Source organism: Klenkia soli (assembly GCF_900103975.1).
Lineage (GTDB): Bacteria > Actinomycetota > Actinomycetes > Mycobacteriales > Geodermatophilaceae > Klenkia > Klenkia soli.
This window is the reverse complement of sequence record NZ_FNIR01000006.1, coordinates 162,003-180,380: the sequence shown is the minus strand read 5'-3', so window position 1 is coordinate 180,380 and position 18,378 is coordinate 162,003. Positions and strand designations below refer to the sequence as shown.

The 18,378-nt window shown below is 75.3% G+C and carries 17 protein-coding genes and 1 pseudogene; 4 read left to right on the top strand and 14 right to left on the bottom strand.

What is annotated here, in order from left to right; translation table 11 throughout:
* Positions 1-39 precede the first annotated feature (39 nt).
* Positions 40-684: an MOSC domain-containing protein gene (locus BLS67_RS11100; RefSeq protein WP_091244680.1), complete on the bottom strand. Its 645-nt coding sequence runs from the start codon at positions 682-684 to the stop codon at positions 40-42.
* Between the two features lie 2 nt (positions 685-686).
* A complete protein-coding gene (gene lepA / locus BLS67_RS11095) occupies positions 687-2,525 on the bottom strand; it encodes a translation elongation factor 4 (protein ID WP_091245047.1) in 1,839 nt (612 codons plus the stop codon).
* 217 nt (positions 2,526-2,742) lie between these two features.
* On the opposite strand from lepA, the gene rpsT reads away from it, so the two are divergent.
* On the top strand, positions 2,743-3,003 hold the full coding sequence (rpsT, locus tag BLS67_RS11090) for a 30S ribosomal protein S20 (RefSeq protein WP_091244677.1): 261 nt from the start codon (positions 2,743-2,745) through the stop codon (positions 3,001-3,003).
* A 74-nt stretch (positions 3,004-3,077) separates the two neighbouring features.
* On the opposite strand, the gene holA is transcribed toward rpsT, so the two are convergent.
* The 4 genes and pseudogenes from holA to BLS67_RS11070 form a co-directional block, all read right to left on the bottom strand.
* A complete protein-coding gene (gene holA, locus BLS67_RS11085) occupies positions 3,078-4,094 on the bottom strand; it encodes a DNA polymerase III subunit delta (protein ID WP_242653994.1) in 1,017 nt (338 codons plus the stop codon).
* A 340-nt stretch (positions 4,095-4,434) separates the two neighbouring features.
* A pseudogene (locus BLS67_RS24415) lies at positions 4,435-5,805 on the bottom strand (ComEC/Rec2 family competence protein); the annotation flags it as partial.
* Positions 5,806-6,612: 807 nt separating this feature from the next.
* Positions 6,613-7,245: a 5,6-dimethylbenzimidazole synthase gene (bluB, locus tag BLS67_RS11075; protein WP_091244675.1), complete on the bottom strand. Its 633-nt coding sequence runs from the start codon at positions 7,243-7,245 to the stop codon at positions 6,613-6,615.
* A 22-nt stretch (positions 7,246-7,267) separates the two neighbouring features.
* Positions 7,268-8,161: a ComEA family DNA-binding protein gene (locus BLS67_RS11070; protein WP_242653993.1), complete on the bottom strand. Its 894-nt coding sequence runs from the start codon at positions 8,159-8,161 to the stop codon at positions 7,268-7,270.
* Positions 8,162-8,305: 144 nt separating this feature from the next.
* Between BLS67_RS11070 and BLS67_RS11065 the strand changes: the two genes are divergently transcribed.
* The gene (locus BLS67_RS11065; RefSeq protein ID WP_091244672.1) at positions 8,306-9,829 is read left to right on the top strand and encodes a hypothetical protein; all 1,524 of its coding nucleotides are present in this window, start codon (positions 8,306-8,308) and stop codon (positions 9,827-9,829) included.
* A gap of 52 nt (positions 9,830-9,881) precedes the next feature.
* Here BLS67_RS11065 and BLS67_RS11060 read toward each other — a convergent pair whose 3' ends face one another.
* The 7 genes from BLS67_RS11060 to BLS67_RS11030 all read right to left on the bottom strand — a co-directional run bounded on the left by BLS67_RS11060 (position 9,882) and on the right by BLS67_RS11030 (position 16,710).
* Positions 9,882-10,748: a DegV family protein gene (locus BLS67_RS11060; RefSeq protein WP_091244670.1), complete on the bottom strand. Its 867-nt coding sequence runs from the start codon at positions 10,746-10,748 to the stop codon at positions 9,882-9,884.
* 81 nt (positions 10,749-10,829) lie between these two features.
* Positions 10,830-11,627, bottom strand: a complete 798-nt coding sequence (locus tag BLS67_RS11055; RefSeq protein ID WP_091244667.1) for a histidine phosphatase family protein — start codon at positions 11,625-11,627, stop codon at positions 10,830-10,832.
* On the bottom strand, positions 11,624-12,142 hold the full coding sequence (gene rsfS, locus BLS67_RS11050) for a ribosome silencing factor (RefSeq protein WP_242653992.1): 519 nt from the start codon (positions 12,140-12,142) through the stop codon (positions 11,624-11,626). The genes BLS67_RS11055 and rsfS overlap by 4 nt, the downstream gene beginning before the upstream one ends.
* Entirely contained in the window at positions 12,139-12,864 is a 726-nt protein-coding gene (gene nadD, locus BLS67_RS11045) for a nicotinate-nucleotide adenylyltransferase (protein ID WP_242653991.1), read from the bottom strand. Before nadD ends, rsfS begins: the two co-directional genes overlap by 4 nt.
* Positions 12,865-13,167: 303 nt before the next feature.
* Positions 13,168-14,568: a vWA domain-containing protein gene (locus BLS67_RS11040; RefSeq protein WP_091244664.1), complete on the bottom strand. Its 1,401-nt coding sequence runs from the start codon at positions 14,566-14,568 to the stop codon at positions 13,168-13,170.
* A complete protein-coding gene (locus BLS67_RS11035) occupies positions 14,568-15,452 on the bottom strand; it encodes an AAA family ATPase (protein WP_091244662.1) in 885 nt (294 codons plus the stop codon). The genes BLS67_RS11040 and BLS67_RS11035 overlap by 1 nt, the downstream gene beginning before the upstream one ends.
* Before the next feature lie 7 nt (positions 15,453-15,459).
* Positions 15,460-16,710 (bottom strand): glutamate-5-semialdehyde dehydrogenase, encoded by a 1,251-nt coding sequence (locus BLS67_RS11030; RefSeq protein WP_207500487.1) that lies wholly within the window; start codon positions 16,708-16,710, stop codon positions 15,460-15,462.
* A gap of 83 nt (positions 16,711-16,793) precedes the next feature.
* On the opposite strand from BLS67_RS11030, the gene BLS67_RS11025 reads away from it, so the two are divergent.
* A complete protein-coding gene (locus BLS67_RS11025; RefSeq protein WP_091244658.1) occupies positions 16,794-17,354 on the top strand; it encodes a GNAT family N-acetyltransferase in 561 nt (186 codons plus the stop codon).
* Positions 17,355-17,421: 67 nt separating this feature from the next.
* Here BLS67_RS11025 and BLS67_RS11020 read toward each other — a convergent pair whose 3' ends face one another.
* Positions 17,422-17,874, bottom strand: a complete 453-nt coding sequence (locus BLS67_RS11020; RefSeq protein ID WP_091244655.1) for an Lrp/AsnC family transcriptional regulator — start codon at positions 17,872-17,874, stop codon at positions 17,422-17,424.
* 93 nt (positions 17,875-17,967) lie between these two features.
* Between BLS67_RS11020 and BLS67_RS11015 the strand changes: the two genes are divergently transcribed.
* The gene (locus tag BLS67_RS11015; RefSeq protein WP_091244651.1) at positions 17,968-18,372 is read left to right on the top strand and encodes a rhodanese-like domain-containing protein; all 405 of its coding nucleotides are present in this window, start codon (positions 17,968-17,970) and stop codon (positions 18,370-18,372) included.
* The last annotated feature ends 6 nt before the right edge of the window (positions 18,373-18,378 follow it).

Below are 18,378 nucleotides of genomic sequence, written 5' to 3'. Positions count from 1 at the left end.
GTGAGGCCCGCGCGGACAGTAGCGCGCAGCTCCGACGGTTCAGCCCAGCAGCGCGGCGATGCGGCCCTCGAGCTTGGCGCGGTCCTTCTGCGGCACGGCGTCCAGAGCGGGGGCGACCTCGACGAGTCGGGACCGCTGGGTGGTCAGCGCGCGGAACAGCAGCCCCGCGGTGACCCCGTGGTCGGGCCGGTGCACGAGCTCGACCTCGTCGCCGGCACCGATCTCGCCGGTCTGCAGCACACGCAGGTAGGCGCCGCTCGCGCCGTGCGCGGTGAACCGCTTGACCAGGTCGGGGACGTCCCAGAAACGGGCGAAGTTCGCGCAGGGGATGCGGGGTGCGGTGACCTCGAACAGCGCGGTGCCGACGGCCCACTGCTCGCCGAGCACCGCGCCGGTGAGGTCGAGCCCCGTCGTCCGCAGGTTCTCGCCGAACGCGCCGGCCGGCAGCTCCCGGCCGAGCTCGGACTCCCACCACGCGGCGTCCTCGGCGGCGTAGGCGTAGACGGCCTGGCCCTCGCCGCCGTGGTGCTTGCGGTTGACCTGCTGGTCGCCGTCCAGCGTCTCGGGCAGCACCGCGACCCGCCCCGTGACCGACCGCTTGCGGATGCCCGACGTGCTCGGTCGCCTGCCCGGCAGCGGGTACAGGTCGTCCCCGGAGACGCAGACCGCCTCGACGCGCCCCACGGCTACTTCTTGGTGGGCTCGGCGTTGGAGAGCGCGGCGACGAACGCCTCCTGGGGGACCTCGACGCGGCCGACCATCTTCATCCGCTTCTTGCCCTCCTTCTGCTTCTCCAGCAGCTTGCGCTTGCGCGAGATGTCACCGCCGTAGCACTTGGCGAGGACGTCCTTGCGGATCGCCCGGACGGTCTCCCGGGCGATCACCCGGGCGCCGACGGCGGCCTGGATCGGCACCTCGAACTGCTGGCGCGGGATGAGCTCGCGCAGCTTGCCGGCCATCATCACGCCGTAGCCGTAGGCCTTGTCCTTGTGCACGATCGAGGAGAAGGCGTCGACGGCCTCGCCCTGCAGCAGGATGTCGACCTTGACCAGGTCGGCCTCCTGCTCGCCGGCCTCGGCGTAGTCCAGGCTCGCGTAGCCGCGGGTGCGGGACTTCAGGGCGTCGAAGAAGTCGAAGATGATCTCGCCGAGCGGCAGCGTGTAGCGCAGCTCGACCCGGGACTCCGACAGGTAGTCCATGCCGGTGAGCGAGCCGCGGCGGCCCTGGCACAGCTCCATGATCGTGCCGGTGTAGTCGCTGGGGGCGATGACCGTGGCGTTGACGATCGGCTCGAAGATCGCGGTCATCTTGCCGTGCGGCCAGTCGCTCGGGTTGGTGACGGTGTGCTCGCTGCCGTCCTCCATGACCACCCGGTAGACCACGTTGGGCGCGGTCGAGATCAGACTCAGGCCGCTCTCGCGCTCGAGGCGCTCGCGGACGATCTCCAGGTGCAGCAGGCCCAGGAAGCCCACGCGGAAGCCGAAGCCCAGCGCCGCCGACGTCTCGGGCTCGTAGACCAGCGCGGCGTCGTTGAGCAGCAGCTTGTCCAGCGCCTCGCGCAGCAGCTGGTACTCGCTGCCGTCGATCGGGTAGAGCCCGGAGTAGACCATCGGGTTGGGGTCGCGGTAGCCACCGAGGGACTCGGCCGCCGGCCGGTGCTGCAGCGTCACGGTGTCGCCGACCCGGGACTGGCGCACGTCCTTCACCCCGGTGATGAAGTAGCCCACCTCGCCGACTCCGAGGCTCTCGACCGGCTTGGGCTCGGGGCTGATGACGCCGATCTCGAGCAGCTCGTGGGTGACGTTGTTGCTCATCATCTTGATCCGCTCACGGCCGGAGATGCGGCCGTCGACGACGCGGACGTAGGTGATGACCCCGCGGTAGATGTCGTAGACCGAGTCGAAGATCAGCGCGCGGGCGGGGCCGTCGGCGTCACCGGTCGGGGCCGGGATCTTCTCCACGATCATGTCCAGCAGCTCGGGCACGCCCTCGCCGGTCTTGCCGCTGACCCGCAGCACGTCGTCGGGGTCGCACCCGATGATGTGCGCGATCTCGGCGGCGAACTTCTCGGGCTGCGCCGCGGGCAGGTCGATCTTGTTCAGCACCGGGATGATCGTCAGGTCGTTCTCGATCGCCAGGTACAGGTTGGCCAGCGTCTGCGCCTCGATGCCCTGCGCGGCGTCGACCAGCAGCACAGCACCCTCGCAGGCGGCCAGCGAGCGGGACACCTCGTAGGTGAAGTCGACGTGGCCCGGGGTGTCGATCATGTCCAGCACGTACTCGGTGCCGACGTGCTCACCGCTGCGCGGGGTCCACGGCAGCCGCACGTTCTGGCTCTTGATGGTGATGCCGCGCTCGCGCTCGATGTCCATGCGGTCGAGGTACTGGGCGCGCATGTTGCGCCCCTCGACGATGCCGGTCACCTCGAGCATCCGATCGGCCAGCGTCGACTTGCCGTGGTCGATGTGGGCGATGATGCAGAAGTTCCGGATGCGGGCCGGGTCGGTGCGGGCGGGTGCAGTCACAGTGCCCCCATCGTCCCACGCCGGGACGACGACGGGGCGCACCGCCCGGACGACGGGGACGTCCACGCCAGGACGTCGGCGCCCGTCCGATCGGGAGCACCATGCCCGCACCTGTGCGGGATGCGGGCGGGCTGGTATCTTGGCGAACCGGTCCGCGTTGCGCCCTGCGCCGCGGACGTGACGGCAGACTTTCCCCGAGAAGACCCGAGGCTCACGCGTGGCGAACATCAAGTCCCAGATCAAGCGGATCAAGACCAACGAGAAGGCGCGTCAGCGCAACGTCGCGGTCAAGTCCGCCCTGAAGACCTCGGTCCGGCGCTTCCACGCCGCCACCGCGGCCGGGGACAAGGACGCCGCCGACACCACGCTGCGCGCCGCCAGCAAGCTGCTGGACAAGGCCGCCAGCAAGGGCGTCATCCACAAGAACCAGGCCGCCAACCGCAAGTCGGCGCTGGCCAAGCAGGCCGCCTCGCTCTGAGGCACCCCGCCCGCTCGACGAGCCCCCCTCCCCGCACCGGGGACGGGGGCTCGTCGCGTCCCGGGGGGGGCGGCTCAGTACCGGGACGCCGGGCGGGCTCCACGCCCACCGCCGGCGGCAGCCCGCAGGGCCACGATCCGACGCACCGCCCGCTCCAGGGCGTAGTCGGCGCTGGCCGCCACACCCTTGACGTCGGCGTTGAGCCCGGCGGCCACCCCGATCGCCTGCTGCAGCGCCGGGATGGTCCACCCCCGGGCCTGCGCCTGCGCCTTCTTCACCTTCCACGGCGGCATCTTCAGCTGCCGGGCGAGGTCGCCGATGTTGGTCGTGCCCAGCGAGGCCACCCGCGCCGCGGTGCGCACACCGTCGGCGATGGCGTCGGCCAGCAGCACGTGCGGCACCCCGCGGTCCAGGGCCCAGCGCAGCATCTCGATCGACCCGGCGTGGTCGCCCACCAGCACCCGTTCGGCCACGGTGAACCCGGTGACCTCGGCCTGCCCCCGGTGGAAGCGGGCCACCGCGTCGGCGTCGATGGAGCCGCCGAAGTCCGAGACGAGCTGGCTGGCCGCCGCCGACAGCGACCGCAGGTCGTTGCCGACGGCCTCGAGCAGGGCGGTGGCGGCGTCGGGGGTGATCCGACCTCCGGCGCGCCGGACCTCGTTGCGCACGAACGTCATCCGGTCGCCGGCCGAGACCAGCTTCGCGCACTCGTCCTCGGCCGCACCGGCCTGCCGGTACGCCTTGAGCAGGGCCTCGTTGCGCTTGCCGCCGGAGTGCACCAGCACGAGCGTCAGCTCGGGGTCGGGGTCCTTCGCGTAGCTGAGCAGGGAGTCGACCAGCGCCGTGGCCGCCTCGTGCACCCCGGTGACCACGACGAGCCGGTGGCCGCCGAACAGCGAGGGCGCCAGGACGTCGGCGAGCTGGCCGACCGGGAGACCGAGGGCCGCGAGCTCGTGCTCCTCGGAGTCGGGGTCCAGCCGGCGGACCGCGGCGCGGACCTCCGACACCGCCCGGGCGCGCAGCAGCTCCTCCTCGCCCACGACCAGGCGCAGCCGGGACAGCGGGGGCGGTGGAGCAGCGGTCGGCGGCACCGGGCCATCGTGTCACGCAGGTACGACCTCCCGGCCCGTCCGGGAGGACCGGAGCCGGACCCGCCACGGCCCGCTGGACCTCGTCCACGCCACGGGCGGTCACCCCCCAGTCCCCGGCCTGCCCCACCACCGCGAGGTCGCCCTCGGTGTCGGTGCGGTGCACCTGCATGCCGTCGGCCACCAGCCAGTCCAGCAACCGGCCGGTCGGGTGGCCGTAGTCGTTGTCCGCGCCCACCGAGATGAGCGCCACCCGCGCCCCGGTCGCGGCCAGGAAGTCCGGGTCGGCGTCCCCGCTGCCGTGGTGCGGGACCTTGAGCACGTCGACCCGCAGGTCCAGCCCGGCAGCCAGCAGCCGCGCCTCGGTGTCGGCGCCCAGGTCACCGGTGAACAGGATCCCGATGCCCCGCTGGGTCACCCGGGCCAGCATCGACAGCGCATTCGGGTCCACCCCGGCCCGCGCGGCGGGGGCGGCCGGGGCGAGCACCTCGATCGTCGCCGTCCCCACGGTGCGGGTGGTGCCGGCCGTCAGCGTCGTGAGCTGCCCGCCGGCCGCGGCGACCGCGCGGCCCACGGCGCCCAGCCGGTCGTCGGTCGGCGCCAGCAGACCCGTGGCGACCTCCCCCACCTCGCGTCCGGCCAACGCACCGGGGAGACCGGTGACGTGGTCGGCGTCCAGGTGCGAGAGCAGCACCAGCGGCAGTCGGTCGACGTCGAGGCGGGCCAGGCAGTCGTCGACCAGGGACGGGTCCGGGCCGGCGTCGACCAGCACCGCCTCGCCAGGTGCGGTGGGCAGGACCAGGGCGTCCCCCTGACCCACGTCGCAGGCGACCAGCACCGTGCCGGTCACCGGCCAGCCGTCGGCGACCTGGCGGGCCGGCCAGCCCAGGGCCACCGCGCCGACCACCACGGCCAGCGCCAGCGGGCGGGTGCGCGGCCACCGGACCAGGACGGCGGACCCGGCCACCAGCAGCCCGACCAGCAGCAGCGCGCCTCCCGTCCCCGCCGGCCAGCCGGCCGCGCCGTCGGGCACCGCGGCTGCCCGGTCGGCGACCAGCACCAGCCACCGCGTCGGCCACCCGGCCGACCACACCAGCGCGTCGGTGAGCGCCGGGCTGACCGGGCCGGCCAGCACCGCGAGCAGCCCGAGCACGGTCGCGGGTGCGACCGCCGGCGCGGCCAGGAGGTTGGCGGGCAGCGACACCAGGCTGACCAGGCCCGAGAGCCCGGCCACCAGCGGCGCGGTCACCACCCCGGCGGCGGCGCTCACCGCCAGGGCATCGGCGAACCAGCCCGGCATCCCGCGGCGCCGCCAGGCACGGGACCAGCCGGGCGCCAGCAGCACGATCCCGGCGGTGGCCGCCACCGACAGCGCGAACCCCCCGTCCCGGGCCAGCGACGGGTCGACCAGCAGCAGCACGCAGACCGACGCGGCGAGGGCGGGGACGGCCACCCGCGACCGGCCCGACGCCAGTGCCAGCAGCGTGACCGCCCCCATCGCGGCGGCCCGCAGCACGCTCGGGCTGGGCCGGGCCAGCAGGACGAACCCGACCAGCCCGAGCATCCCCGCCACGGCCTGCCACCGCCGGTCGACGCAGCGGCGGCGCAGGGGCCACAGCAGCAGCGCCAGCACGATGGCCACGTTCGCGCCCGACACGGCCGTGAGGTGACCGAGCCCGGCCCGTCGGAAGTCGGCGGTGACCTGCGGCTGCATCCCGGTGGTGTCGCCGACCACCAGACCGGGCAGCAGCCCGGCCTCGTCGGCCGGCAGCACCCGGGCCGCCGAGTCGGCCAGCCCACCGCGCAGCTCGCCCGCGACCTGCTGCGCCGCACCGGCCGGGACCGCCGGTTCGGGCGGGCCGCGGGAGGTGAGCACCGCGACGACGTCGTCCCCGTCCTCGGCGGGGCCGACCTCGACGCGGACGTCGACCTGGGCACCGGGCAGGGTGCCGGCCCAGTCCGCCGCCTCGCCGAAGACGAGCACGGCGGCCGGGCGCACCGCGGGTCCACCGCTGATCGCGGTCACGGTCCCGTCGACGAGCACCCGGGCCGGTCCGAGGCCGCCGGCGAGCGCCCGCGGGTCGTCGTCCACCGTCAGCCGCACCGTCGTGGTCGCGCCACGGTCGGCCAGCGCGACGAGCGGGGATGCGGTCCGGTCACCGGTCCGCACGGCCCCGGCCGATGCGGCCACCGCGACCCCGGACAGGAGGGCCACGACCGTCCACCGCACGGCGCCGGGACGTCGCCGCCGCAGCACGAGCGCGGCCACGACCGCGGCTGCGCCCAGCCCGGCGTTGCCCGCCACCGGGAGCCACGGGACCAGCAGGGTGGTGGCCCAGGTACCCAGCGCAGGCGGCACGAGCCGCAGGTCGGTCCAGGACCACCGGTCCTCGAGCCGTCGCCGCTGCACCCGCACCCCGGGGACGCTAGGGAGCTCCCGCGGCCCCCTCCGCCGTCCGGGACCACCTGTGGACGGCGCGGCCCGGTGTGGACGACGAGCAGCCGACCCGCGCCCGACCTGCTACGCGCGCACACCCCACCGGTCGGCGTGGACGGACTCGGCGAGGGGACGGCGGGCACGCCAGCCGTGCCGCTCGAGGTCGGGCACCTCCTGCAGCGCGGTCACCGGCCCGACGCACAGCCAGGCGACCGGCCGGACGTGCTCGGGGATGCCGAGCAGCTCGCGGAGGAACGGCTCGCGGTAGAAGGACACCCAGCCCACGCCCCACCCCTCGGCGGTGGCGGCCAGCCAGAGGTTCTGCACCGCGAGGCAGGTGGAGTAGAGCCCGGTGTCGGCGATCGCGTGCCGGCCCAGCACGGCGGGTGCACCCCGGGTCGGGTCGTAGGTGACCACCACGCCCAGGCTGGCGCCGAGCACGCCCTCCACCGAGATGCGGGAGAACACCGTGGCCCGCTCGGCGTCCAGCTCCGCGTCGAAGGTCTCGCGCTCGGCCGCGACGTGCGCCTGGAACCGGGTGCGCAGGGCGGTGTCGCGGACCAGGACGAAGTCCCACGGCTGCGTCATGCCGACGCTGGGGGCGGCGTGCGCGGCCCCCAGCACGCGCTCGAGGGCGGCGGCGTCGACCGGCGCACCGGTGAACTCACGCCGGACGTCGCGCCTGCGGTGGATGACGTCGTAGAGGTCAGCGTCCATGCCGCCATCCCACACGAGGGGGTCAGACGGTGACCAGCGGGGAGATCTCGGCGTACAGCGAGGGCCCGATGCCGCTGACGTCGTCCAGCTGCTCGACCGTGCCGAAGGGTCCGTGCTGGGCGCGGTGGTCCACGATCCGCTGCGCCAGCACCGGGCCGATGCCGGGCAGGGCGTCGAGGTCGGCCACGGTGGCGGTGTTCAGGTCGACCAGGCCGGACGTCGTCCCCGCGTCCGTCCCTCCCCCCGCACCGCCGGCCGCCCCGGGCACCCCGACGGCGACCTGCTGCCCGTCGACCAGCAGGGCCGCCCCGTTGAGCGCTGCCGGGTCGGCCTCGGGCAGCAGCCCGCCCGCAGCGGCCACGGCGTCGGCCACCCGGGAGCCGGCCGGCAGCGTGACCAGGCCCGGGGACACGACCTGCCCCACGACGGCGACCACCAGGTCGCTGCTGGCGGAGGGGACGGCGGCTGCGGGGGCGGACGTCGGGGAGCCCGTGCTCGCGGCCGGCACCGCGGTGGCCACGCCGTCCCCGCTGACCGGTTCGACGTCGGGCCGCCCGATCCAGCTCCACCCCGCCACGGCCACCGCGGCCAGCACGGCCACCACCCACAGCGTGCGGGCGCCGTGCGGGCCGGGGTCGATCCTCGCCGAGGGACCGGAGGCGCGGTGCCGGCCGCTCCCCGTGCGTGCGGTCGCCCGGTCCGGCTCGGCGGGTGCGTCGTCGGTGGACCAGCTGTCGGGGTCCTCGTCGTCCGCCCAGGCGTCCCCCGCTGCGGGGGTGGTCCCGGGCCCGGGCACCGGGTCGTCGTCGGGCAGCCACCCGCGTGCGGCCGCGCCGTCGTCGAGCAGCGCCCGCAGGCGGGCCCGGATCACGTCGGCGTCGTCGGCCCGGCGGGAGGAGAACAGCACGGCGGGCACGCTAGGTCCCCGCCGGCCTCCCGAGAGGGCCTCCGGCACATCTGTGGACAGGGCTCCCGGTTGTGGATGGCAGCATGCACGCCCGTGCGGTCCCAGGTCAGTGTGCGGTCGTGTCCCGGCCGTCTGCACCGAACGCCTGCCGTCGTGCTGGCGGCGGTCGTCGGCCTGCTCGGCGCGATCGCGGTGGAGCTGCTGCCGGTGGTCGGGGGCGACCTCGTCGCCCAGCGCTGGTGGCAGTCCTGGGCCGCCTCCGCCGGTGGGCAGCCGGTCGACCTGGGCTGGTACGCCGGCTCGCCGGCCTTCTCCTACAGCCTGCTGGCCCCGTGGCTGCTGGCCCTGGTGGGCCCGGCGGTGGCGGGGGTGGTCAGCACGACGGTGGGGGCGTCGGCGACGACGGCCCTGCTGGTGCGGGCCGGAGCGGTCCGGACCCGGGTGGTGGGGGTCCTGGCGGCCCTGGCGTTCCTGGCGAACCAGCTGTCGGGCCGGACGACGTTCGCGACGGGGACCGCGGTGGGGCTGCTGGCCCTGGTCGCGGTGACGACACCGACCACCCGCACCACGACCCGGCGGGTGACGGCCGGGGTGCTCGCGGCCCTGTCGGGGGCGCTGAGCCCGGTCACCGCCGTGCTGCTCGGCCTCGCTGCCGTGGCGTGGTGGGTGGCCGCCGGGAGGAGGTCACGGCCCGGGTGGGACGTGCTGGCGGTGCTGGCCGGGGCAGCGGTGCCGCTGGCGGGGATGCTGGCGCTCGACGCAGCCGGGGGGCCGATGACCGGGAGCGCGCACCAGATGCTGGCCGCGACCCTGGCCGCGCTGGTGGTGCTGGCCGTGGCGGCGCGCCGGGCCCCGGTGGTGGCGACCGGGGCGGCCCTGACGGCGGTGCTGCTCCTGGCGACGTGGCTGGTCCCGGACCCGGTGGGCTCGAACTCGACCCGCATGGTGCTGCTGTTCGCGGTACCGGTGCTGGTCGCGGTGCCGCGCCGACCGGCCCTGCTGGTGGGTCTGGCAGCAGTGCTGGTGACCTGGCTCCTGCCCCCGCTGGTGCCGCGGGACCTGAACCCCCGGGACACGACGACCCTGGACCGGACGAGCGCACCGATGCTGGCGGAGCTGGCGCGCCGGGGCCCGGTGGGCCGGGTGGAGGTGGTGCCGCTGGGCGACCACTCGGACGCGGCGATGGGTCAGCAGGTCCCGCTGGCCCGGGGGTGGACCCGGCAGCTGGACGTCGCCCGCAACGGGCTGTTCTACGACGGCTCGCTGGACGACGACACCTACCTGGCCTGGTTGCGGGCGCGCGGCGTCTCCTACGTCGCCTTGTCCACGCAGCGTCCCGACTGGGCCGCCCGGGGCGAGGCCGCCCTGGTGCGTGCGGGCGTGCCGGGCCTGGAGCGGGTGTGGTCCGACGACACCTGGTCGCTCTGGGCCGTCGACGGCCCCGGGGTGGTGCTGGCCGGGCCGGCTCAGGTGGTGGACAGCGGCCGGCGGGAGCTGACCGTGTCCGTCGACCGGCCCGGCGACGTCCGGCTGTCCCTGTACTGGGACGAGCGCCTGACGCTCGTGGGTGAGGGCTGCCTGGCGCCCGGTGACGCCGCCGGCACGGTCGACCTGCGGGCCACGCGGGCCGGCACCTACACCGTGACCAGCGGTTGGCTGCCGTCCGGGCACTGCTGAGGCCCCAGCCCGGTCGGCAGCACCGGGTCCGCGGCCGGGGCCGGCGCCGGGCTCAGCCCCCGGGCGCGGGGTCGACGCCGGGGGCGACGACGACGCCGAGCGCACCGGGCCCGACGTGCGCCCCGAGCGCGGCGCCGAGCTCGCTGACGTGCAGCTCGCGCAGGTGCGGGACGCGCTCGCGCAGCTGGTCCGCCAGCGCCTCGGCCCTGGCCGGGGCCGCGAGGTGGTGCACGGCCAGGGCGACCGGCCGGTCGCCGCACAGGTCCACGACCCGCTGGACCAACCGGGCGACGGCCCGCGAGGTCGTGCGCACCTTCTCCAGCACCACGATCTGCCCGTCCTGCACGTGCAGGACGGGTCGCACCGCCAGAGCCGTGCCCAGGACGGCGGCCGCCGGTCCGATCCGCCCGCCGCGGCGCAGGTGGTCGAGGGTGTCCAGGACGAACAGGGTGCTGGTCGCGTCCGCCGTGCCCTGCGCGAGGGCGGCGACCTCGTCGGCCCCGGCGCCCGCCGCCGCGGCCCGGGCCGCGGCCAGGACGGCGAAGCCCGTACCCATCGCCGCGGTGCGGCCGTCCACCACGGTCACGATGTGCTCGCCCACCTGGTTCGCGGCGGTGCGGGCGGCGTCCCAGGTCCCCGACAGCTCCCTGGACAGGTGCACCGACACGATCCGGTCGGCACCGGCCTCCAGCCGCCGCCGGTAGGCGGCCACGAAGTCACCGGGGGTCGGACGTGACGTGGTGACCTGCTGCCCCCGCACCGCGAGGGTGCGGGCCACCTCGGCCGACCCCACGTCGAGGCCTTCGCGGCCGGACCGACCGGTCAGCACCACGTACAGCGGCACGACCTCGATGCCGAGCTCGTCGACCAGCTCTGCGGGCAGGTACGCCGTGGAGTCGGTGACCACGGCGACGGACATGGGCGCGAGGCTAACCGGCGCCGAGGCGCGACCGGCCGGGAACCTCCTGGTCAGCCCCGATCGGGGGACACCGGAGCCGGGTCAGGAGGCGGCGTCGGCGTCGGTCGGTGTGGGCGCTGCGTCGTCCGGCGTGGCCCCCGCGGGGAGCGGCGCCGACCCGGCGACCGCGACGTCGGACACCCCCGCGGCCTCGGCGACGTCGGGCCCGGTCTCGGACCCGGACCGCCGCGGCAGACCCGGGGCACCCCCGGTCGCCGAGGCGTTGTGCCGGAGCACGCGCCAGCGGGTGCCCTGGTGGGCCAGCTCGGTCCAGTGGCAGTTGCCCAGCGGACCGAAGATGCGCCGGTGCTCGGGGCCGAGCCCCAGCAGCGCCTCGACCAGCCGGCCGCCGGTGCCGCCGTGGGTGACGAGCACCGCGACCGGCGCGGTCGGCAGGTCGGCCAGCGCGGCCAGCGCCCGCCGGGCCACCTCGGCCGGGTCCTCGCCGCCGCGGCCCCGCACGGGCCGGCCCTCGACCCAGTCGGCGTACTGCTCGGGGAGGTCGCGGGCGACGTCGTCGCGGGTCAGGCCCTCCCAGCTGCCCAGGCCGTGCTCGCGCAGGCGCGGCTCGACCCGCAGGGTGGTGCCGAGGACGTCGGCGAGGGTCTGCGCGGTGTCCCGGGCCCGGACGAGGTCGCTGGTGACCACCAGCGTGCCGGCCGGCAGCTCCCGGCCCAGCGCCTGCGCCGCCCGCGCGGCCTGGGCGCGGCCGGTGGCGTCCAGCGGCGGGTCGAGCTGGCCCTGGAACCGGCCGCTGGCGTTCCACTCGGTCCGCCCGTGCCGCCAGACGAGCACGCGCTCGACCGACGGCGGGGCGTGCTCCCCCGCAGCGGCGCTCACCGGGTGGTGTCGGCCTGCGGGGCGTCGGACGTGGCCGGGTCGAGCGCCTGCGGGGCAGCTTCGCCGTCGCCGGAGATGCCGCCGGGCACCGCGTCGGCGTCCTGCGCGGCCGGCACCGCGGCACTCCCACCCGCAGCGGGCGCGGGCGCCGGCAGCGCGCTGTCGGTGAACGGGATGGTCGGGCAGTCCTTCCAGAGCCGCTCCAGCGAGTAGTAGGCCCGCTCCTCGGCGTGCTGGACGTGCACGACGACGTCCACGAAGTCCAGCAGCACCCAGCGGGACTCGGCCACGCCCTCGCGGCGGACGGCCTTGATGCCGTGCTCGCGGAGCCGGTCCTCGACCTCGTCCACGATGGACTGCACCTGGCGCTCGTTGGGAGCCGAGGCCAGCACGAAGGCGTCGGTGATGGCCAGCCGGTCGCTGACGTCGACGATGGACACGTCGGTGGCGAGCTTGTCGGCCGCGGCCTGGGCGGCCCACAGCGCGGTCTCGCGGGCCTCTGTCGAGGCGGTCATCGGGGAATCTCCTGGAACTCGGGGGTGCCGGGACCGTGGGTCGGCCCCGGCGGGGTGGCAGTGGTGCCGGTCGGCGCGCCGAGGTGGCGCACCGCCGTGCCGGGCAGCAGCTGCCCGGGCGGGCTGGGCGGCAGGCCGTCGCGGTAGAGGCCGCGCTTCTCGATGTACTGCACGACGCCGTCGGGCACGAGGTACCAGACCGGCTTGCCGCGGCGGACCCGCTCGCGGCAGTCGGTGGAGCTGATCGCCAGCGCCGGGATCTCGACCAGGCTCACCGCGCCGGCCGGCAGGTCGGCGTCGACCAGCTGGTAGCCGGGGCGGGTGACCCCGACGAAGTGCGCCAGGTCGAACAGGTGGGCGGTGTCCCGCCAGCCGACGATCTGGGCCAGGGCGTCGGCGCCGGTGATGAAGAACAGCTCGGCGTCGGGCCGCTGCCGGCGCAGGTCGGTGAGGGTGTCGATCGTGTAGGTGGTGGTGCCGCGGTCGACGTCGACCCGGCTCACCGAGAAGCGGGGGTTGGAGGCCGTCGCGATGACGGTCATGAGGTAGCGGTCCTCGGCGGGGCTGACCTCGCGGTCGGCCTTCTGCCAGGGCTCGCCGGTGGGCACGAAGACCACCTCGTCGAGGTCGAACAGGCTGGCGACCTCGCTGGCGGCGACCAGGTGACCGTGGTGGACCGGGTCGAACGTCCCGCCCATCACGCCCAGTCGACTGCCCGCCACCTGAGGAGCGTAGCCCGGTCCACGGCCGGTCACCGTCGAGATCGTGCAGGCCCGGGCCCCGCGGGCTCCCCGGGACCGCCGCTGGACCGCGGCAGCGGCGCACGAGCAGGCCGGCCGGTCCCCGTCTCGCGACGGCGGACCCGGTCCGGCCTGCTCGACCGGCGCCCCCGTGTCGCCGGCCCCCGACCGGGGTGACCGGTCGGCGCGCGGAGGCGGTGCGGCTGCCTCCACCGTGGACCAACGCGGGCACGGGGGGTTGGGTTACGGCGACTCACAGGAATTCGTGCCGGAGGCACGACCGGCTCACAGCGTGGTGACGAACTCCGCCAACTGGGCCGCGTTGCGGACCTCGATCATCGGGATGACCTGCCCGTACTTGTCCGCGGCGGAGTCCCCGCTCCCCCACAGCCGCGCGGGCTCGGGGTTGAGCCAGTAGGCCGAGCGCGACCGGCGCACCAGGTCGGCCAGCACCGGCAGGCCGGGCTGCCGGTAGTTGGTGCGCCCGTCGCCGAGCACCAGCAACGAGGTCTTGGGACCCACCGCGGTCGCCCACTTCTCGGCGAACACCCCGAACGCGTTGCCGTAGTCGCTGTGCCCGTCGAAGGTGACCACCTCGGCCTCCCGGCCGATCCGCTGCACGGCGTCGGCGACGTCGGCACCCGGGGAGAAGAACCGCGTCACCTCGTCGGTCGAGTCCACGAACGCGAACGCCCGGACGCCGGAGAAGTGCTCGCGCAACGCCTGGGTGAGCATCAGCGTGAAGTGGCTGAACCCGGCCACCGACCCGCTGATGTCGCAGAGCACCACCAGCTCGGGCTTGTGCACCGCGCGCGGCTTGTGGTGGGTCACCACCGGCACGCCGCCGGTGGCCAACGAGGCCCGCACGGTCTTGCGGAAGTCCAACCGGCCCTCCCGCCCCAGCCGGCGCTTGGCCGAGAGCCGGGCGGCCAACCGTCGGGCCAGCGGCGCCACCGACCGCCGCAGCTCGGCCAGGTCGGCGGACTGCGCCCGCAGGAAGTCCACCTGGTCGGCCAGCGGCTTGACCGCCGTCCGGGCGACCCGGTCGCGGCCGCGCTCGGCGGCCGACCGCCGCCGCACCTCGGCCTCCACGGCGGCCCGGAACGCGGCCAGCCGTTCGCGCACGGTCTGCCGGGCGACCTGCTCGGCCAACCCACCCCGGTCGGCGCCGCCGAGCAGGCCGTCCAGCAGCTGCGAGACCAGGGTGTCCGGGCTCAGCGCCCGCAGCACCCGGTAGGAGAAGAACGACTGCCCGGACGGCGAGGGCTGGCCCTGGCCGAGCTGGTCGACGGCCATGCGGGCGAAGCGGCGCAGGGCCTCCTCGTCGCCGTCGAGCAGCCGGCGCAGCAGCTCGGCGCGCAGCTCGGCGGCCAACGCCGCCTGCCGGTCGGCGTCGGGGATGCCGTCCTCGGGTGCGGGGGCGTCCTCGTCGACCTCCGCGGGGACCGCGGGCCGGTCCGACAGCGGCCACCACAGGTCGAACAGCACGTCGTAGGTCTGCCGCTGGGCGGCCCGCTGCAGCAGGACGGCCGCCAACCCGTGCCGCAGCTGCTCGCGGTCGAGCAGGTCGACGACGGTGAGCACCTGGGCCGCGTCGACGGCGGCCGAGATGCCCACCGGGATGCCGGCCTCGCGCACCGCGCGCACGAAGCCGTCCAGGTGGGCCGGGAGGCCGCCGTCGACCATCAGTTCAGCCGCAGCTCGGCGGCGGCCCGCGTCTGGTCGCTGGCGTGCTTGAGCACGACCCCCAGGGTCTGGCGGACCTCGTCGCTGCCGAGGGTGTCCAGGCCGAGCGCCAGCAGGGTCTGCGCCCAGTCCAGGGTCTCGGAGATCGACGGCGACTTCTTCAGCTCCATGGCCCGCAGCGCCCGCACCGTGCGCACCAGCTGCTCGGCCAGCGCGGGGGCGAGCTCGGGCACCCGCGACAGCACGATCTCGCGCTCGCGCTCGGCGCTGGGGTAGTCCAGCGCCAGGTAGAGGCAGCGCCGCTTGAGCGCCTCGGACAGCTCGCGGGTGGCGTTCGAGGTCAGCACCACCATGGGGCGCCGGGTGGCCACGATCGTGCCGATCTCGGGGATCGTGACCTGGAAGTCGCTGAGCACCTCGAGCAGCAGACCCTCGACCTCGACGTCGGCCTTGTCGGTCTCGTCGATCAGCAGCACGGTCGGCTCGGTGCGCCGGATCGCGGTCAGCAGCGGGCGCGAGAGCAGGAACTCCTCGCCGAACACGTCGTCGTGCAGGTCGCCCCAGTCACCGCCGTCCGCGCTGTTCTGCGAGGCCTGGATGCGCAGCAGCTGCTTCTTGTAGTTCCACTCGTACAGCGCCCGCGCCTCGTCGAGGCCCTCGTAGCACTGCAGCCGGATCAGCTCGGACGACGTCGCGGTCGCCAGCGCCTTGGCCAGCTCGGTCTTGCCCACCCCGGCCGGCCCCTCGACCAGCAGCGGCTTGCCCAGCCGGTCGGCCAGGAAGACCGTCGTGGCGATCTGGGCGTCGGGCAGGTACCCCGCGGCCGACAGCCGGGCGGTGACGTCGGCGACGTCGGCGAAGAGGGCGGGCTGCTGCGGGGGCACGGGGCTCCTATCGGGTGTGGCCGTTGCCGGTCACGACGTAGGTGGTGGAGGTCAGCTCGGGCAGGCCGAGCGGGCCGCGGGCGTGCAGCTTCTGGGTGGAGATGCCGATCTCCGCGCCGAACCCGAACTCGCCGCCGTCGGTGAACCGGGTCGAGGCGTTGACCAGGACGGCCGCGGCGTCCACGCCGGCGACGAAGGCGGCGATCGCGGTGGCGGAGTCGGCCACGACGGCCTCGCTGTGCCCGCTCCCCCACTCCGCGATGTGGTCGAGGGCGGCGGGCAGGTCGTCGACCACGCGCACGGCCATGTCCATCGACAGGTACTCGGTCGCCCAGTCCTCGTCGGTCGCCGGGACGACGGCCTCGTGCGCGGCCCGGGCCGCCTCGTCGCCGTGCAGGGTCACCCCCGCGTCGACCAGAGCGGTGAGCAGTCGGCCCAGGTGGGGCGAGTCGCGGTGCACCAGCAGCGTCTCCGCGGAGTTGCACACGCTCACCCGGTGGGTCTTGGCGTTGAGCACGATCGCCTCGGCCATCGCGCCGTCGGCGGAGGGGTCGACGTAGACGTGGCAGTTGCCGACGCCGGTCTCGATCACCGGCACGGTCGACTCGCGCACCACCCGCTGGATGAGCTCGGCGCCCCCGCGCGGGATGACGACGTCCACCAGACCGCGGGCGTTCAGCAGCTCGCCGACGCTGGCGCGCTCGGCCGGCAGCAGCTGCACGCTGTCGGCCGGCAGCCCGGCCTCGGCCGCGGCCTCGGCGAGCACCTGCACCAGGATTACGTTGGTGCGGTAGGCCGAGGCGGACCCGCGCAGGAGCGCCGCGTTGCCGCTCTTCAGGCACAGCCCGGCCGCGTCGACGGTGACGTTCGGGCGCGCCTCGTAGACGATGCCGATCACCCCGAGGGGCACGCGGACCTGGCGCAGCTGCAGCCCGTTCTCCAGCGTCGAGCCACGGACGACGTCACCCACCGGGTCGGGCAGCGCGACCAGCTGGCGCAGCGCCTCGGCCACACCGGCCACCCGGTCGGCGTCCAGCCGCAGCCGGTCGAGCATGGCGTCGGGGGTGCCGGACGCCCGCGCGGCCTCGACGTCCTCGGTGTTGGCGGCGAGCACGTCGGCGGTGTGCGCGACCAGCGCGTCGGCCATGGCCAGCAGCGCGGTGTCCTTGGTGGCCGACGGCAGGGTGCGCAGCACGCGGACGGCGGCGCGGGCGCGACGCGCGGCGTCGCCGATCAGCGGCAGGTCGACCTCGGGCACGACGACGAGAGTACCCAGCCGTCAGCGCTGACTGTCCGGGAAACCGGGTGAGCCCGTCGGGACCCAGCCCCTACGGTTCCGGGATGACCGACGTCCCCGTGCTGCGCAGCCCCGACGGGCAGGTCCTGCTCCGCGCCCACCGCGGATCGGACGCCCCCGCCGTCGAGGAGCAGAGCCAGGACCCGGACATGCAGCGGTTCACCACGATCCCGGTGCCCTACGGACCGGAGGACGCCGCCGGGTTCCTCGAGCACGTCGCCGGGATGTGGGCCAGCGGCACCGGCGCAGCGTGGGCCATCGAGGTCGCGCACCGCTTCGCCGGCACCGTCGACCTGCGCTTCGGCGAGGACTGGGCGTCGATCGGCTACGGCCTGGCGCCGTGGGCGCGTGGTCGCGGGGTGATGACGGCCGCGGTGCGTCTGGCCCTGGACTGGGGTTTCGTCGAGCGCGGGCTGGTCGGCGTCCGGTGGGAGGCGCTCGTCGGCAACCACGCGTCGCGCCGTGTGGCCGAGAAGTGCGGGTTCCTGGTCGAGGGCACGGCCCGGGGTCTCAGCGTGGCCCGCGGGGTACGGCACGACGCCTGGATCGGCAGCCTGCTGGCCACCGAGTGGCGGGCCGGGCGCGGGGTGTCCGCGGATTCCTGAGGGTGTCCGGTCATCGCGATGGCCGCCCACCTGCAGCAGACCCCGGACACCCCGTGCCGGCTTCGGCTCAGGCCGGGGCGAGGTGGCGGCGCGGCACCGGGCTGGAGTAGACGACGCTGGTGGTGATGCCGCCCAGCGTGGCGAGCCGGCCGGTGATCCGCTCCAGGTCGCGCATCGATCGAGCCACGACCCGGATGACGAAGCAGTCGTCGCCGGTGACGTGGTGGGCCTCGACGATCTCGGGTGTGACCTCGACGAGGTCGTGGAAGGGCTTGTAGTTCCCCGACGGGTACGCCAGCCGCACGAACGCGCTCACCGCGTAGCCCAGCGCCTCGGGGTCGACGGTCGCCGAGTACCCGGTGATGACCCCGACGTCGGTGAGCCGTCGCACCCGGTCGGCTGTCGCGCTGGCGGACAGGTTGACCTCGCGGCCGAGGTCGGCGGTGGTCAGCCGGCCGTCGCGCTGCAGGGCGGCGACGATGCGACGGTCGGTGTCGTCCAGCCGTGGGTTCGCGGGCACATGGCCAAAAGTACCGCGGATCCACCGGCTGGACGGCAGTCCTGCCATGGATCACCCCTGTCCTGGGGGCGCCGTCCACGGTGGGATCGATCCATGACCAGCGCCGCCGACTTCTTCGCCGCCAAGCTCGCCCACGAGACCGACCCCGCCGACCTGGCTGCTGCCCGAGCCGCCGGCGCCGGCCCGGTCGTGGTCGACGTCCGGTCGCCTCAGGCCTGGGACCAGGGCCACCTGCCCGCCGCCGTCCACCTCCCCGACGTCGCCCGGGCCGCCGAGGTGCTGCCCGACCGCGACGCCGACCTCGTCGTCCACTGCTGGGGCCCGGGCTGCAACGGCAGCACCAAGGCCGCCCTCGCACTTGTCGAGCAGGGGTACACGCGGGTGCGCGAGCTGATCGGCGGCTACGAGTACTGGGTCCGCGAGGGCTTCGCCGTCGTGACGCCGGAGGGCCGCGTGCGCCGGTCCCCCGACCCGCTCACCGCACCCGTCCCGGATTGATCGTGG

What these genes read in the sequence shown, in the direction of transcription:
- BLS67_RS11015 (WP_091244651.1), top strand. Translation starts at nt 17,968, where the DNA reads ATGACCAGCGCCGCCGACTTCTTCGCCGCCAAGCTCGCCCACGAGACC.
- BLS67_RS11025 (WP_091244658.1), top strand. Translation starts at nt 16,794, where the DNA reads ATGACCGACGTCCCCGTGCTGCGCAGCCCCGACGGGCAGGTCCTGCTC.
- BLS67_RS11060 (WP_091244670.1), bottom strand. Translation starts at nt 10,748, where the DNA reads ATGTCCGTCGCCGTGGTCACCGACTCCACGGCGTACCTGCCCGCAGAG.
- rsfS (WP_242653992.1), bottom strand. Translation starts at nt 12,142, where the DNA reads ATGACCGCCTCGACAGAGGCCCGCGAGACCGCGCTGTGGGCCGCCCAG.
- bluB (WP_091244675.1), bottom strand. Translation starts at nt 7,245, where the DNA reads ATGGACGCTGACCTCTACGACGTCATCCACCGCAGGCGCGACGTCCGG.
- BLS67_RS11040 (WP_091244664.1), bottom strand. Translation starts at nt 14,568, where the DNA reads ATGGTCGACGGCGGCCTCCCGGCCCACCTGGACGGCTTCGTGCGCGCG.